This is a genomic window from Bacteroidota bacterium, assembly GCA_016722565.1.
Lineage (GTDB): Bacteria > Bacteroidota > Bacteroidia > 2-12-FULL-35-15 > 2-12-FULL-35-15 > 2-12-FULL-35-15.
On record JADKIU010000007.1, the window covers coordinates 233,513 to 250,636 of the forward strand.

The following is a 17,124-nucleotide window of genomic DNA, read 5'->3' on the forward strand; positions in this document are numbered from 1 at the left end:
TAAACTAACACAAGGAGAATTATAGCAAAACTAAGAGCATGTAAAAAAAGCAATTATTTTCATTAAATTTACAACCCTATGGAATACATCATCATTTGTTTAGTTGCATTTCTTGGCTCGGGATTAACATTGTTTTCGGGGTTCGGACTGGGCACCTTATTATTACCCGTATTTGGATTATTTTTCCCCATTGAACTATCCATCGCTTTAACTGCCATTGTACATTTTTTAAACAACCTGTTCAAATTAGCATTGGTTGGGAAGCATGCCGACAAAAGCACCATTATTAATTTCGGAATTCCATCTATCCTTGCTGCATTTATAGGAGCATATGTTTTACAACTGTTAAGCGGGATGCAACCGGTGTTTGCTTATACATTGATGGAACATTCGTTTAGTGTATTACCCATCAAGTTAATCATTGCGATTGTTTTACTTTTCTTTTCCTGTTTTGAAATCATTCCGGCTTTGGCCAACCTGGAATTTGATAAAAAGTATTTGCCATTAGGTGGATTGCTAAGTGGATTTTTTGGAGGATTATCGGGCAACCAAGGAGCATTGCGTTCGGCATTCCTGATTCGCTCCAACTTATCAAAAGAAGCATTTATTGCCTCCGGAGTGGTGATTGCTTGTTTAATCGATATTTCAAGATTATCGATGTATTCCAAACAAATTTTCTCATCGCCCTACCCTTTCAACTATGCGCTGATAGTAAGTGCAACATTGGCGGCTTTTGCCGGTGCATTCATTGGAAATAAACTCTTGAAAAAAGTAACAATAAAAACCGTACAACTTCTTGTTGCCATTTTACTATTTATTTTTTCGATTCTTTTGGGAATGGGAATTATTTAATCGATTTTGCAAAAAAACAAACTTTAAAAATATGAAATCTACACTTTTATTATCGCTTACTTTTTTATTCGCTCAATCCCTATTCTCTCAAAAAGAAAAAATCATTGCTGCCCCAGATGGCAATTGCAAGGAAGATCAATGGGAATTGAAATTTGAAGAAAATTTTGATGGGATGCGATTGAACTTAAACACCTGGAAAAACAGAGAATATTCACAAGGTTCAATGAGCAACGAAGGTGTTGAAGTGTATTGCACATTAGATAATGTTTCATTATCGAATGGAATTTGTAAAATCATCGCTAAAACCGAAACCATCGAAAGAAAAGCTGTTAACTGGAAACCGGATACATTAAAACTGGATGATGGTGTTCAAAACTTAAGAACATATTATCATACCGCTTCATGGATTGAAACCAGAGAAACCTATAAATACGGAAAATTTGAAATCCGATGTAAAATTCCAAAAGAAAAAGGATTTTGGCCAGCATTCTGGATGTACGGACAATCCGGTGATGTGAATAATGAAATTGATGTGTTTGAATTTTGGAATCCAACCAATTTTTTCGGAAAATACAATGAAAAGAAACTATCTAAAATTCACCACATGACCGTTCATTACAATAAAAAAATGAGTGGAGAAAATTATGAAGGCCCGGACTTCTCTGCCGACTTTCATACGTTTTCTGTTGTATGGGACAGTACAAAAATTGAATGGTATGTTGATGGAGAATTGAAACGATTAAGTACATATTACCAAACAAAAAGAGGAAAAAATGTAGAATGCAAAAATATAAAAGCCGGAAAAACCTACTACATCAATCCAATATTCCCCAAAGATCCTATGAGTATTATTGCCAACTTAGCCATTCAAACCGGTAAAAATACTCCGGATGTAACTGTATTCAATAGCGCCTTTGAAATTGACTACATCAAATATTATAAAAAAGTAGAATGACAACTACTAAATTCGAAAAGTCAATTTTTATTCTTGCCGTAACTTGGTACTTTATTACCGCCTATTTTAGTAATGGCTATTACCATGCTGATGAACATTATCAAATAATTGAATTCGCTAAACTAAAACTTGGGACCAATATTCCAAGTGATTTATCTTGGGAGTATCACGAGCAAATCAGATCAACAATTCAACCTGCTCTATGTTTTGTAATACTAAAATCACTCCATCTTATATCTATCACTAACCCTTACATACAGGCTCTTCTGCTTCGAATTCTAACCTGTCTATTTGCTGTCTTTACTATTTCATTTTTCAGTTTCTCCTGTAAAAAATATATCCATCCAAAAAATTGGAACACATTTTATTTTCTTTCCTTTTTTATTTGGTTCCTACCAGTTATCAATGTTCGATTCTCTTCTGAAACTTATTCCGGATTACTCATTCTTATAGCTATTTCAATGATTTTAAGGGAAAGAAATTCTTCTCGTCATTTTATAATCATAGGTCTTTTACTTGGACTCAGTTTTATATTTCGATTTCAAACTATTGCATTGACTTTTGGAATTATTGCTTGGTTGAAGTTCATCAAAAAAACACCAATCAACAAATGTCTGTTTCTATTCATCGGATTTTCTACATCAGTAGTCATCGGAGTGATTATTGACTGTTGGTTCTACAACAATTTTGTATTAACTGCTTGGAAATACTTTTATTCCAACATTGTAAACGATGTTGCATCCAACTTCGGAACCTCCCCTTGGTATTATTACTTCTATTATGTTTTCCGTTATTCGTTTTTTCCGATTGGAATTGCCATCCTACTTTCATTCATTCTCCTCCTCATCAAACAACCAAAAAGTATTTTTATCTGGGCAGTTATTCCTTTTATAATCCTGCACTCCATCATTCCTCATAAAGAATTGCGCTTTCTTTTTCCAATTGTTCTTCTCGTTCCAGTCTTTTTGATGGTCGCCTTTCAAGAAATTAAAAACCAAACCGAATATTCCTCTTTAATTATTAAAAGAATTGTTTCTTTTCTTCTTATTTCATTAGGAGTGATTAATTTAATCGGACTTACTGTTGCAAGCACAAAGCCGGCAGGAAACGGAGCTATAAAAATCACAGAAGATATAAACAAAAACACCTCCTGCAATCAGATTTGTTTAATTGAAAAAAACGGCAGCAATCCGTTTGATCCTTGGGATGGATTAGTCGCAAAGTTTTATTTACAACACAACTTGACAACTTTTGATTTAAACTCTTTCCCTGCTTCCGAAATGCTAAATAACAAATGCACCTTTTTAGTTTTAAAAAAGGAAGACGTAAAAGATTCTGTTGTTTGTAATTTTATTAAGCAACACAACCTACAGCATATCTCACAAAGTGTTCCTGAATGGATGGATGGGCTATTAAATCTCTATGGGGGATACGATTCAAAGCAAACGCTCATTTTGTACAAAAAGAAAATATAAACTCGGGACTCAAGTCTTAAATAATTCTTGCAGCTACAACCATCAAAATAATTACACTTTGATGTGCCATTTGATCCAACCCGAACACCCACCAATGGTAAGAATTTTTTGCATCTGCCAAAGAAAACCAAACATTCAGCTTCCCTTTCAATACATCAATACAAAAATGTGTTCCTATTTGAAAGGCTGTTAATATCAAAACGGTTTTAATCGGTGCAAAAAACAAAAGAACAATACACATCAACGTGCCATGAACGCAAGCATGAATAAAAATTGGGAATAAAGGCTTGCCGATTGCTTTCGCTCTTAGCATCCATGGAGTAGACAAATGGGTAAAGTCGGCCAACCAATGACACAACATCAACAAAAAAAGCAATTTTATCATTTGAATAAAATTAAACAGTCATTTCGCCCCTCAAATCTTTCTGCAATAATTTTTCGATTTCTTTTTTATTGGAAGTGGCGCCAAGTACAAACATCAATTTAGCAACTGCTGCTTCCGAAGTAATATCCGAACTTCCGATAACACCAATTTTTTTAAAGGCGGCACTGGTTGCATATTTGCCTTGCTCTACTTTTCCGGCATTGCATTGTGTTACATTCAAAATAACAATTCCTTTGTCGATTGCCTTTTTCAAGGCATCAATGAATCCTTTTTGGGTGCTGGCATTTCCGGAACCAAAGGTTTCTAAAATAACCGCCTTTATATTTTTGGTATTTAAAATTGCATCTACCACATTTTGAGTAATCCCCGGAAATACTTTCAAAATAGCAATATCTGAAACGAGTGTTGTATGCACTTTTAATTTTTTTCCATTTCCTTTTTGCAATGCACTTTGATTGTATTTTAAATGTACACCTGCTTCGGCCAACACGGGATAATTTGCCGATTGAAATGCTTGAAAATGTTCTGCATTAAACTTATGTGTTCGGTTACCTCGATACAATTGATATTCAAAATAGATACATACTTCTGAAACAACCGGTTTTCCTTTATGTTTTGCTGCTGCAATTTCAATTGCTGTAATTAAATTCTCTTTTCCATCCGTGCGAATCATCCCTATTGGCAATTGTGAACCGGTAAGTATCACCGGCTTGTTCAAATTCTCCAACATAAAACTCAATGCAGAAGCAGTAAACGACATCGTATCACTTCCATGCAAAACAACAAAACCATCTACCTTGTCGTAGTTCTTTTCAATCATCTTTGCAATATCCACCCAAACTGCAGGTTGCATATCGCTGGAGTCGATTGGATTTGCAAATGAAACAGCAGACAATGTAACATCAAACTTATTCAGCTCCGGAATCTGATCTGTAAGTTGCTTGAAGTCGAATGGTTTCAGTTGACCGGTTTTTGCATCCTGCATCATGCCGATTGTTCCACCGGTGTAGATTAATAATACTTTACTTTTGCTCATACTTTAAATGTGTTGACTATAAATGGTAGTTCTAACAACCAAAAACTTCTATGGAATTTTTTGTTGTGGTCTCAATTACTTCTTCCAGACTTATGTTTTTTATTTCAGCAATTTTTTGGGCTATCAGTATTAAATATTCAGGAAGGTTTGTTTTTCCGCGGTGTGGAACCGGAGCCAAATAAGGCGCATCTGTTTCCAACACCAAATGTTTTAAATCAATCGCTTCTACTACTTTATCCAATCCCGAATTTTTAAAGGTCACGACTCCTCCTATTCCTAGTTTAAAAGTTCCCAACTCAACCACTTGCTCTGCTTGAGTGACATTTCCACTAAAGCAATGAAATATGGCTTTGATACGATCTTCCTTAAATTCATTGACAATTTCCATCACTTCATCAAACGAATTTCGCGAATGTATCACATAGGGTAAATTGTATTTTTTTGCCCATTGAATTTGTGTGCGGAAGGCATCTTGCTGCTGTTCAAAAAATGTTTTATCCCAATACAAATCAATTCCGATTTCCCCGATAGCTACAAATTTCCGTTTAGCCAGCCAGTACTCCACTACCTGCAATTCTTGCTGATAGGTTGCATTTACCGAACAAGGATGTAAGCCCATCATCGCAAAACAATGATTCGGAAACTGTTTTTCTACTTGAAACATTCCGGCAATTGATTCACTGTCCACATTGGGCATAAACATTCGGGTGATCCCTGCATCAATTGCATTCTGAATCAGCTCTTGCCGATTGGCATCGAACTCCTTTGAATATAAATGGGTATGGGTGTCGGTCACAATCATTTCTCAAAAATAAGCATTTTCAATCTTCCGAATACTACAATATTCTTTATCTTTGTTTACGTGAAACACCTAGCTCAACTATCTCTTTTTATTCTTTTCATTTCTTTTGCCTCTTGCAAAAAATATGAAGATGGTCCTGCTATGAGTTTATTGTCCAAAAAAGCACGAATCGCTAATATTTGGAAAGTGGATACTTATTATTTAAATGGCAAAGACAAAACCACAGAATACCGTCAACTAGTTGTTCGCGAGAAACTCATCTTCTTTCAATCCGGGGAATTTCAATACAGTGAATTGTCAAACTGGATATGGGCCACTCCCGAATATTCAGGAACCTGGAAATTTGTGAACGATAAAGAAGAAGTTGAAGTAACACCCTCAACTTCCACCGTAAAAACAAAAACATATAAGATACTACGATTAAAAAACAAATCGTTGTGGCTCGAAGAGCGCCTATCCAACGACTCATTAGTTGAATATCATTTTTTACCTTATACTGAAAATTAAATGAACATGAAAAAATCTGCTCCGCTTTTAATTGTCCTTTTTATGACAATTCCATTTTTAAACAGTTGTAAAAAATATCCTGATGGACCGGGATTCAGTCTGCTGTCCAGAAAACAACGATTAGCAAATACCTGGCACGTTAAAACCTACCAAGAAAATGGAGTGGACAAAACAGCCGACTTTAACAATGTTTTTCAAGGGGCAATCATCACCATTGATAAAGAAGGTGGATACTCACTAAAATATAAAGCATTTGGAGTAGTCGACTACAACGAATCCGGAACTTGGCGCTTTACCGACAATGACGATTTTTTTGAAACAAACCCTACAAACGGTTCCGGATCAGTAGCTCGCCATGAGATTCTACGCCTTAAAGAGGCTGAACTCTGGTATGTGGATACCGATGCAAATGGGACAAAAGAATACCATTTGGTACCATAAAGGATTACCAAAAAATTTACTTTTTAATCTCCGTTTTATTTATTAGATTTGTTTTATGAATACTATCGGCAAAGCCCTTATTATCGATATCAAACAAATTACCAAACGTAATCCTGAATAGGAATACGCTCCTCATCGTTTTTGTACTTCGTACAAAAAACATCTATTTTCCAGCATTTTAACTTTTAACTTATTTATAATGCCAATCTATCATAAATTGGGTGAATTCCCTCAAAAACGTCATACACAATTTGAAAAGCCGAAAGGCGGATTGTATTATGAACAACTCTTCGGAACCGAAGGATTTAATGGTCATTCTTCTTTATTGTATCAGGTTCACCGCCCGACACAAGTAAAAGAAATTTTGAAATCGTATGATGTTACTCCGAAAATTGCAATCAACAAAAACATCAAAGCACTTTTATTAAAAGGATTTGAAGTAAAACCTGCTGCTGATTTTTTAGAAAGCAGAAAAGACATGCTTGTGAATTCCGATTGTATCATTGGTTTAGCGGCTCCTCAACAATCCTTGCGCACGTATTTTTATAAAAATGCAGATGCAGATGAAATGTTGTTCATCCACAGAGGAAAAGGGAAATTACGCACCATGATGGGAAACATCTTCTTTGAATATGGCGACTATCTTATCATCCCGCGTGGAATGATTTATCAAATTGATTTCGAAACATCCGATAATCGTATTTTTTATGTGGAATCGCATGCTCCTTTTTATACCCCTAAACGTTATAAAAATGAGTCTGGACAATTATTAGAACACTCCCCATTTTGTGAGCGTGATTTTAAATTACCAAACGAATTAGAAACGTTTGATGAAAAAGGTGACTTCTTAATCAAGATTAAAAAAGAAGGAATGATACACGAAGTTGTTTACGCTACTCACCCATTTGATGTTATTGGTTGGGACGGATACAATTTCCCTTATGGTTTCAGCATTCACAATTTTGAACCGATAACAGGACGTGTTCACCAACCACCTCCGGTGCATCAAACTTTTGAAACTTCAACGTTTGTGGTGTGTTCATTTTGTCCACGTTTATACGATTATCATCCGAAATCAATTCCTGCACCTTACAACCATAGCAATATCGACAGTGATGAAGTATTGTATTATGTAGATGGTGATTTTATGAGCAGAAATAATATTGAACAAGGACATATTACGTTGCATCCAAAAGGAATTCCACATGGCCCCGCACCTGGAGCGTATGAAAGAAGTATCGGTCAGAAAGAAACACAAGAGTTGGCGGTGATGGTAGATACGTTTAAACCATTGATGGTTACTGAAGCCGCAATGGGCATTGATGATGGAAAGTACTATAAGAGCTGGACAGAGTAAAAAAATATGTATTATAAATTTAGAATTATAAATTAAAGAGAAATGGCTAAAGAAGTAAAAAATGTAGAGTACGGTTTAGAAAAAATATTTGAAGGAGCACAAGATTTTCTTCCATTATTAGGAACCGATTATGTAGAATTTTATGTGGGCAACGCAAAACAATCGGCTCATTATTATAAAACTGCTTTTGGTTTTCAAACTCATGCGTATGCAGGATTGGAAACAGGATTGAAGGATCGCACATCGTATGTATTAAAACAAGACAAAATCCGATTGGTCTTAACAACAGCATTAGTAAGCGATTCACCAATTGGCGAACACGTAAAAAAACATGGTGATGGTGTAAAAGTAATTGCACTTTGGGTAGAAGATGCTCGCAAAGCATGGGAAGAAACCACCAAACGAGGCGCAAAATCGTTTATGGAACCAACCGTTGAAAAAGATGAAAACGGAGAAGTAGTACGTGCAGGAATTTACACGTATGGTGAAACCGTACACATGTTTGTAGAACGTAAAAATTACAAAGGTGAATTTTTACCGGGATTCAAAAAATGGGAAAGCGACTACAACCCAACACCAATCGGTTTAAAATTTATTGATCACATGGTTGGTAATGTGGGTTGGAACCAAATGAATACCTGGGTGAAATGGTATGAAGATGTAATGGGATTTGTAAACTTCCTTTCATTTGATGACAAACAAATTCATACAGAATATTCTGCGTTGATGAGTAAAGTAATGAGCAATGGGAATGGTCGAATTAAATTTCCAATCAATGAACCAGCAAAAGGTAACAAACGTTCACAAATTGAAGAATATATTGATTTTTATGAAGGTTCAGGCGTACAACATTTAGCGTTGGCAACAGACGATATCATCAAAACGGTGACAGATTTAAAAGCAAGAGGCGTGGAATTTTTACCACCACCACCACAAGCGTATTACGATGAAATTCCAGCACGTTTAGGAGTTCACCGCGATATGATGAAAGAAGATATCGCACAACTTCAAAAATTATCCATTTTAGTAGATGCTGATGAAGACGGATACTTGTTACAAATCTTCACCAAACCGGTAGAAGATCGTCCGACATTGTTCTACGAAATTATTCAGCGTATGGGTGCCAAAGGTTTTGGTGCAGGAAACTTCAAAGCATTGTTCGAGTCAATTGAGAGAGAACAAGCGAAGAGAGGAACGTTGTAGTTTATAGCACAAAATAGCAATAAAAATGCCCCGTTCAATTACAACTGAATGGGGCATTTTTATTGTCTTATTTCCTGCAAAATGCCTATTTTAGTAATCTATTTGTAGTAAGTTCATGAAGTCGATTTTCGCCCTTCTATTCGTTTTTATTATTTCTTTTTCGCAGGTTCATGCGCAGGAGAATCCGGCTGTTGACTCCCTTCAAAAAGTAATTTCTGCTACCAACAATAAAAAAACGAAAGCCGATGCATTGGTTGAACTCTCTGTAGAATATATCAATTTTAATGTACCCAAAGCTTACGAATACGCCAAACAATCCATTGAATTTTCAAAAAAAATACAATACACACATGGGATTATTGAAGGGATGAATTCACTGGCAATGCTTGAAAACAACAGCGGAAAGTTTTCTCAGGCATTGATTGTATTGCGTGATGCCCTCCATCTTGCGCAGGAAAACCGAGATCCTACTGCCACTGCCAGATGTTATTTAAACATGGGAAATGTGCATTCAACACTAAAAAACCATCAAAAAGCCATTGAAAATTATCAAAACGCATACGACCTCTATTATCAACACAAAGATTACGACCAATGCATTATCGCATTGAACCGCATTGCCAATCGTACCATGGATATTGGAAACGAATTGAACGACACCAGTTATTTTTTCAAAGCAATCAATATTTACACCAATGCATTCAATATTGCGAAGCAAATAAATGATATCCCGAAAATCATCAACTCCTATGCAAACATGGCGGATGCCTATAATATTTTAGGTAGCAAAACGAACAACAAAAACTATTTGTTCTATTCTATCAACTACTCCTTAAAGGGCTTAAAGTTATCACGTGAATATAAATTACCACGACAAGAAGGTCTTAACTTTTTGAATATGGGTGAGGCGTATGAGCGATTAAATTTTCCATTTAAAGCCATCCATTTTTATGAAGAAGCGCTGCATAAATATGAAAAAGCGGGAGATAAAAACTGGATTCAAAATACACATCGGCTGCTCGGAAAAATATACCATGCACTTAAAAATTACGACAAAGCAGTTTTTCACATTAACAAAAGTATTGAGCTTGCAAAAGAGCAACAATTAATCGGTTACCTCCGCGACAATTACCAAATCCTGTCAGATATTTACGCATCGAAAAATGACCTCAAAAAATCATTGGAATACCAAGAATTGTATGCTAAATACAAAGACAGCATCCTCAATGAGAACTCTGCCATTAACATTGCCCGCCTCCAAGCTGAATTTGAATTTGAAAGACAAAATCAAGAGATTGAACTTTTAAGAAAGAATACCGAAATTCAGAAAGAAAAAATCAAAACACAAAATACACAACGTAACTTTCTAATTGCTGCCATCATCGGAATTTTTTCATTGCTCGTTATTCTTTACTACCGCTACCGCGAAAAACAAAAAGCAGAAGCACAAATATTAAAAGCAAAAGAGGCGGCAGTACTTGCAAAAGAAATGCAAGAGCAATTTTTGGCAAACACCAGTCATGAAATTCGTACTCCGATGAACGGAATCATTGGAATGACCAGCCAATTGTTGGACAGCAATCTTACCAACGAACAATTAGAATACGCGTTGGCAATCAAAGAATCGTCCAATAATTTATTGGTGATCATTAACGACTTATTGGATTTATCGAAAATAAAAGCCGGAAAAATGGCTTTTGAAATGATTCCTTTCAGCTTAAACGACTTGTGTAAAAACTTAATCTTTACACTACAATACCGTTTAGCTGAAAAAAACATTCATTTAATTTCCAGCATTGACGAAAAAATTCCAAATGTTCTGGCCGGAGATCCGGTACGATTAAACCAAGTTTTATTAAACCTGGCTGGGAATGCTATCAAGTTTACTGAAAAAGGGGAAGTTAAAATCAATGTAAAACTTTTAAAAGACGATGGCAAAAAAGTACGACTGCTTTTTTCCGTACACGATACCGGTATTGGAATTCCAAATAATAAATTAGATAAAATTTTTGAGAGTTTCACACAAGTAAACGCTACAACCACCAGAAAGTATGGAGGAACAGGATTAGGGCTTACCATTGCCAAGCAAATTATTGAGCAACAAGGAGGAACTATTTCTGTTAGCAGCAAGGTAAATGAAGGCTCCGTATTTGTTTTCTTTCTCGACTTTGTGAAAACGAATAAAAAAGCGAAAGAGTTAAAAGAACAAAAAACGACCGAAACGGTTCACCAGAGTGTCAATCTATCAAAAATCAAAATTCTAGTGGTGGATGACAATCGCGTGAATCAACGAGTGGCGTCTTTGACATTAAAAAAATGGAATGTCGATGTAAGTGTAGCGGACGATGCAAAATCAGCCATCAACTTATTAAAAGAACACCAGCACCATTTGATTTTAATGGACATTGCCATGCCTGAGATGGACGGATTGGAAGCAACTCAATACATCCGAACACAACTACCTGCACCGCTCAACAAGACACCAATCATTGCAATGACTGCATCTGCATTAATCGGGGAAGAAGAAAAATGTATTTCTGCCGGGATGAATGATTATATTTCAAAACCTTTTCATCCCAATGATTTATTTGTCAAAATAACTCGTTTAATACCAAAGGAGTTGATTACAACCAGCGGAAAATCAATCGACCTCACATTACTTCATAGTCGCGCAGAAGGTGATAAAGAATATTTAACTGAAATTTTTGAAACCTATATTGCAGAAATGCCAAACTATTTGAAAGAATTAAACGATTTCATCGAAAATAGAAACTGGCCACAAATCTGTAAACAAGCTCATAAAATGAAAAGTCCGGCTGCATTGGTGGGTGCTCATGAATTAAAATATATTTTTGAAAGAATAGAAATAGATGGTCTTTCAGAAGAAAAGCAACCTGAACTAACTGAATTATTTAGCCAAATGAACAAACTAACATCCAGAACCATTGATGATATTAAAAAAGAGCTGAAATCGATTACTTAAAAACAATCTTTCAGAATGCTTTTTTTTAACAATTATTTTTCTGTACTTTGCTTACATAAACAAGACAATGTTAAATCGCATCCTATTCCTTTTCATAATACCTTTTGCATTTGCTTCCTGCAAACACGAAACTGTTTTTACTGAAGTAAAGGTGAATAACAGATATTCTATGAATATCCCGGATTATCTGCAACCTTGCACCGATTTGCACAAGGATGCTTCGTTGCAATATCAAAACATAGAAAAAGATGTGTATGCAATGGTGATTGATGAGAAAAAGAAAACCATGCAGGATTATAGTCTGGATTATGATTTGGACACCTATTTCAACAACATTGCCTCCCAAGGTTTTGCGGACAATATCAAAGATGGAAAAGTAAGTATTCCCGGTCGTCAGGAAATTGACGGACATAAAGCATTGATTGCTGAAGTAACTGGCAAACTTGAAAACAATGAAGTGTATTATAAATTGGGATTGATTGAAACTCCCTATGAGTTTTATCAAATTTTAGTTTGGACACGCGCATCTAACAAAGAAGAGTTGGAACCCGATTTTGTCAAAATATTGGAGTCATTCAAAGAACTTCCTCATCCTGCAGAAGAGCTACCTGAGCCCAAAATAAGTGATAGTGTGGCTATCATTCAAAACTGGGATGCAGCACAATAAAAAATCCCCTCGATATAATCGAGGGGATTTTTGTTTTATATCACTTAGAACTATTTCACTTCTATTATTCTCTTCATTGTTGTTTTTCCATCAATCATAAATTTCACAAAGTAGATTCCAGCATCGTAGCCATTTTCTTTTGCACTGAAAGTGTACTTATATTCACCGGCCGACTGCTTACCATCAACTATCGTTTCGATTTTTTGCCCGATGGTATTATAAATTTCAATTGCAACATTAGAATTTCTAACCAACGAATAATAAATATTGGTTGAACCTGAATACGGGTTTGGATAGACATCGATACCATTAATATTCTCAGTATCATTTAAAGCTGTTGCCAATGGTACAATATAAATTGTATCTGTTTCTAAACTAAGAAGCACATTAGCTCCTGCTGAATCATTTGCTGTATATCCAGAGTAAGAAAAATACATTGGAGTAGTTGCAGAAATAGTGCTGAGCGCTTGAAATCTGAATGTTGCAATCTTTCCAAAACCATCAGTATTCACATGATCAATACGCGTTTCCGCACCATAAGCAGTATTTGCCAAAGGAACTATCTTACTTAGCTTTATACCGTCCAAGCCAGGAGAAGCGAACCAACTTGCAGGATAATTCAAACTTTCTGTTCCGGGTTGAACCATTGATGCATCATAATTAATATTAAATGCTATACCGTACAAATTTTCAACTGGTAGCGCTGATGTACCCAACATCACATCAACATTCACCCAATCACCTGGAAGATAACTACTGCTTGTTGTTGAAAAATACATTGGAGGCGAAAGTAATCTTGCATCATTTGAAGGCTCTGGAGCAAAGGCATGTATGGATGCAAAATTTAAATTCACGGCTAAAGTATCATTAGCATTGATGATACCATCACCATTGCAATCAGCATGATTAATGTCTGAACCATTTGACTGAGTTGTGCCCCATTCCGCAGACGGATAAGCTTGCCAACTATTGCTTATGGTTGATCGTGGAGATCCTGTTTGTGAATAATGCAGACCAATAGGTAATAAATCAAAATTATTTGCAACAGAATCATTGTTTGCATCACCAGGCCAGACATTTGTATAATCAACAAAGATACAATTAGTGTCTAATTTTGCGGCAAACGCACCAGGATTACAACACCCTCCGCCCAAACCTACAAACGTTTGTGCCAAAGTAAAATCATACGAGTAAGTGGATGATATATATATATTTTCATTCGAGTCAATTGACAATGCATCGTTAAAATCATCATCACCAAGCATATCACCTACCAACTTAACCAGATGCTGTGGTCTCAGCAAAGTGTCGGTCTGAAGCAAGAAAAGATTTGAATAAACAGATGAAATTGTAGCTGTAGAAAGAGCTGGAATACCAGCAAAGGAAATTGTATCACCTAAGCCAGGTCTTGCTGATCCTAACAAATAAGCGTGTCCATTTTTTACTGCTGCACCAGAAATGTATGAATTAAATGAAGCCTCTCCTTGTAATATACCCAAAGGTACTCCTCCGGGTGAAAACTTAGCAATAAACACATCATATTGCACAGGCCCAGAAACAGGATTTGCGTTATAAAGTGTGTCACCGTTAAAAATAAAATTTTGTTGGAAATTACCAAAAACATAAATATTTCCTGCTTCATCTTTTTTGAGGATCTTACTCCACACCTTGGGATAAGAAGCAGGAGGAGCAACTTGTATAAAAGGTGTTTGCCAGATTAGAACCCCCATGGGATTAAACTTTTGCACAACCAATCCGTTTTCCGAAACAATGTATGAATCTCCATTCGGATCAACCGTTGCATCTCCATAATAATCCAAGGTTTTTGACCACAATATATTTCCACCGGGATCGAGTTTATAAAAACTTCTTTGTGCGGAAAGATAAATATTTCCACTGGAATCTGTTTTAACGGAATAACCAACTCTTTCAGAAAACACAAGGTTAAAGTATTTCACAAATTTCAGAATTCCGTTTTTATCATACTTGCAAAGAAATTTATTATCAACCGGAACCGCTACAACAGTGCTATTGTCAATCGAATTAAATGAAGCAGGGCCCCATTGCGTATAACCTAAAACAAAAACGTTGCCCTGACCGTCAACATGAATTGCTTTCGCTGCTGCGGTTCCTGCACCTGAAGAATTTAATGCCCACTGAAGAACACCAAACTTATTTGATTTAGAAACGAAAATATTGTCTCCCGGAAGTAATTTAATCGTGTCAGTATTATTCGGTGAAAACAAGTTCAAATTTCCGCCATAGTAATCTCCAAAACAATAGAAGTTGCCAGCGGAATCATTTTCGACCGCATGCAATTGAACGGGCATACTTGGAATGCAATTCATTTGTGATATGTAGCATGACCCGGTTGTATCGTAATTGATCACGTTCACATTAATTTGTGCTGTATCCAAACAACCATTTGGACCGACTGCTATTAATTTTATTACTTTAATTCCTAAACTTGAATAAGAAAACGCAACAGGCGACATTAAGGTAGATGATGGGATTGACGCTCCCACACCAAAATCCCAGGAATAAGTTCCTCCCGGATTAACAGAAGTATTAAAACAATTCACTAATTCTCCAATTCCAACATTATAAGATCCAACAGTAAAATATGCCAAAGGAACTTCAACCGCAATGGTTATAGTATTGGTCAATAAACTAACACACCCTAAATAACTTGTTGCCTGAATACTGAATGTTGTTGTTGAAAGCAAATTTCCAGACGGGAAAGAAATGGTTGAACCATTACCCATCAGTGCTGGACCAATGTTAACCGCTCCCACTTTCAGCTGATACATTGTTCCAACATTCGAACTTCCTACAGTTATAGTTGTTGAAGAATTTTTACAGACGATTGTTGATGTTGCAGAAACGGGCAACAAATTATTATTTGGAATAACATAAACTGTATCATAATTAACCTGCTGATAAGTACCGCATACATTTGTTTTTGTTCCAAGAATATTAAATGTAGTTGTACTTGCCACCGTTCCTGTGGAAAATGAAAGTGTACCTCCTGTTCCATTTTGAGTAACGCCAATTTGAGTGGTACCATTTCTTAACTTATATGTAACACCAACTATTGATGATGCAACCTGCAATGTTGCCGATGTACCCGGACAAATACTATCATTTACCACTGCTGTACTCATTGTAAAATTCAATGCCGGCTGAACATAAGGATACTGATAGACTGTATCATATAATGAGCCGTTAAATGCAACTAAAGAAATAGTATCTGTTTGACCCCCATTCGTAAATGAAAAAGAAGGATTGTATGCTGAAGAAAATAAAACTCCGTTAAAGAACCATTGGTAGGAATAACCAACAGGGCCATTATTAATAAATGAAAATAAAGAATCCTTGCAAAAAGTACTTGTAGAAGTAGAAAAAGAAGCAATTGGTCCTGAAACCCCTCCTGAATTAGTAGTTTTATAAGCATTTCCATTCTTACCAACAAGAATTCCATCGGTACTATTTTGGAAAGCGATGCCATTGTGCACGACTGCAGAACTTACTATTTGTTCCTCCCAAAGTGTTCCGCCATTATTTGTCTTCAGAACAACATTCCCAGATGTTGCATAGCCAGTATCCTGAGCTGTAAAAAACACATCCGTAAATGAATAAGTTCCATATACTGGAACCAGTGACCAGGAAGCTCCTGAATTCGTTGTCTTATATATTTTACTATTGTCTGCTACAGCATAACCTGTTGTTACAGTTGGAAAATAAACAGATTTGAAACTAGTACTTGCAATACTAGTTTGCGTCCATGAAGTACCGCCATTTATCGTTTTCAGTATAATATTGTTTCCAACAGCAAATCCGGTTGATGTACTTGTAAAACAAACTGAAGTAAGAGCTTGTGTTGTTCCTGAAGGGCTTGACGACCATGTTGCACCAGCATTGAAAGTCCTAAGAATCCGACCATTTGTTCCTACCGCAAAACCGTTCGTTGCACTTGGAAAATTTATATCATTCAAATTTCGTGGCCATGCTCCTCCTCCATAAAGACTCACCGTGGACCAATTTACTCCTCCATTTGTTGTTCGTAATATTACTTCATTATTTCCACTAACCATCAAACCGGTTGCAACACCGGTAAAAGCATCAAAAAAATGCACATCATAAAGTATACTAGCTAAAATAGGACTTCCTCCTACATCCAGAAGAGGAAAGGTATTCCATGTTGATCCATTGTCTGTTGATTTAATCAAACCATCTACACCTGTTACATAAATAAGAGGTGGTGAATTATATTGAATGCCATAAAGTTCTTGAGTACTGCCAACACTTAAAGGATTCCATTGTGCAAACAATGATACAGAGGTGCCAAATAAAAAGGAGCAAAAAAACAGAAATTTTTTCATTATGTAAATTTAACCATTAAAAACAACAAAACCCTTGCTTTTCAGCAAGGGTTTTTAATTATATCTGTTGAATTTATTA

The 17,124-nt window shown here is 36.0% G+C and carries 13 protein-coding genes; 9 read left to right on the forward strand and 4 right to left on the reverse strand.

The features are described from left to right. Positions 1-78 precede the first annotated feature (78 nt). From IPP64_15845 to IPP64_15855, 3 genes are read left to right on the forward strand one after another with little or no spacing between them, the layout of a single operon-like run. Positions 79-852: a sulfite exporter TauE/SafE family protein gene (locus IPP64_15845; protein ID MBL0330832.1), complete on the forward strand. Its 774-nt coding sequence runs from the start codon at positions 79-81 to the stop codon at positions 850-852. Between the two features lie 31 nt (positions 853-883). Beyond that, on the forward strand, positions 884-1,807 hold the full coding sequence (locus IPP64_15850; protein ID MBL0330833.1) for a glycoside hydrolase family 16 protein: 924 nt from the start codon (positions 884-886) through the stop codon (positions 1,805-1,807). Next, on the forward strand, positions 1,804-3,282 hold the full coding sequence (locus tag IPP64_15855) for a hypothetical protein (protein ID MBL0330834.1): 1,479 nt from the start codon (positions 1,804-1,806) through the stop codon (positions 3,280-3,282). Before IPP64_15850 ends, IPP64_15855 begins: the two co-directional genes overlap by 4 nt. Before the next feature lie 16 nt (positions 3,283-3,298). Here the strand turns inward: IPP64_15855 and IPP64_15860 are convergent, their stop codons facing one another. The 3 genes from IPP64_15860 to IPP64_15870 are packed head-to-tail and all read right to left on the reverse strand — an operon-like array spanning position 3,299 to position 5,505. Further along, positions 3,299-3,667, reverse strand: coding sequence for a DUF3307 domain-containing protein (locus tag IPP64_15860; GenBank protein ID MBL0330835.1), 369 nt, complete (start codon positions 3,665-3,667; stop codon positions 3,299-3,301). Positions 3,668-3,677: 10 nt separating this feature from the next. Then, complete coding sequence (locus tag IPP64_15865) at positions 3,678-4,703, reverse strand: type I asparaginase (GenBank protein ID MBL0330836.1); 1,026 nt, start codon at positions 4,701-4,703, stop codon at positions 3,678-3,680. Positions 4,704-4,734: 31 nt separating this feature from the next. Continuing rightward, positions 4,735-5,505 carry a TatD family hydrolase gene (locus tag IPP64_15870; protein ID MBL0330837.1) on the reverse strand — a complete coding sequence of 257 codons (771 nt, stop codon included), beginning with the start codon at positions 5,503-5,505 and terminating at the stop codon, positions 4,735-4,737. A gap of 60 nt (positions 5,506-5,565) precedes the next feature. Between IPP64_15870 and IPP64_15875 the strand changes: the two genes are divergently transcribed. The 6 genes from IPP64_15875 (at position 5,566) to IPP64_15900 (ending at position 12,663) form a co-directional block, all read left to right on the forward strand. Beyond that, the gene (locus IPP64_15875) at positions 5,566-6,012 is read left to right on the forward strand and encodes a hypothetical protein (GenBank protein MBL0330838.1); all 447 of its coding nucleotides are present in this window, start codon (positions 5,566-5,568) and stop codon (positions 6,010-6,012) included. Between the two features lie 6 nt (positions 6,013-6,018). Further along, positions 6,019-6,453 carry a hypothetical protein gene (locus IPP64_15880; protein MBL0330839.1) on the forward strand — a complete coding sequence of 145 codons (435 nt, stop codon included), beginning with the start codon at positions 6,019-6,021 and terminating at the stop codon, positions 6,451-6,453. Positions 6,454-6,652: 199 nt separating this feature from the next. Further along, positions 6,653-7,810 (forward strand): homogentisate 1,2-dioxygenase, encoded by a 1,158-nt coding sequence (locus IPP64_15885; GenBank protein ID MBL0330840.1) that lies wholly within the window; start codon positions 6,653-6,655, stop codon positions 7,808-7,810. 42 nt (positions 7,811-7,852) lie between these two features. After that, complete coding sequence (gene hppD / locus IPP64_15890; protein ID MBL0330841.1) at positions 7,853-9,013, forward strand: 4-hydroxyphenylpyruvate dioxygenase; 1,161 nt, start codon at positions 7,853-7,855, stop codon at positions 9,011-9,013. A 115-nt stretch (positions 9,014-9,128) separates the two neighbouring features. After that, positions 9,129-11,996 carry a response regulator gene (locus IPP64_15895; protein MBL0330842.1) on the forward strand — a complete coding sequence of 956 codons (2,868 nt, stop codon included), beginning with the start codon at positions 9,129-9,131 and terminating at the stop codon, positions 11,994-11,996. A gap of 67 nt (positions 11,997-12,063) precedes the next feature. Then, the gene (locus IPP64_15900) at positions 12,064-12,663 is read left to right on the forward strand and encodes a hypothetical protein (GenBank protein ID MBL0330843.1); all 600 of its coding nucleotides are present in this window, start codon (positions 12,064-12,066) and stop codon (positions 12,661-12,663) included. Between the two features lie 50 nt (positions 12,664-12,713). Here IPP64_15900 and IPP64_15905 read toward each other — a convergent pair whose 3' ends face one another. After that, the gene (locus IPP64_15905) at positions 12,714-17,045 is read right to left on the reverse strand and encodes a T9SS type A sorting domain-containing protein (protein MBL0330844.1); all 4,332 of its coding nucleotides are present in this window, start codon (positions 17,043-17,045) and stop codon (positions 12,714-12,716) included. Between the last annotated feature and the right edge of the window lie 79 nt (positions 17,046-17,124).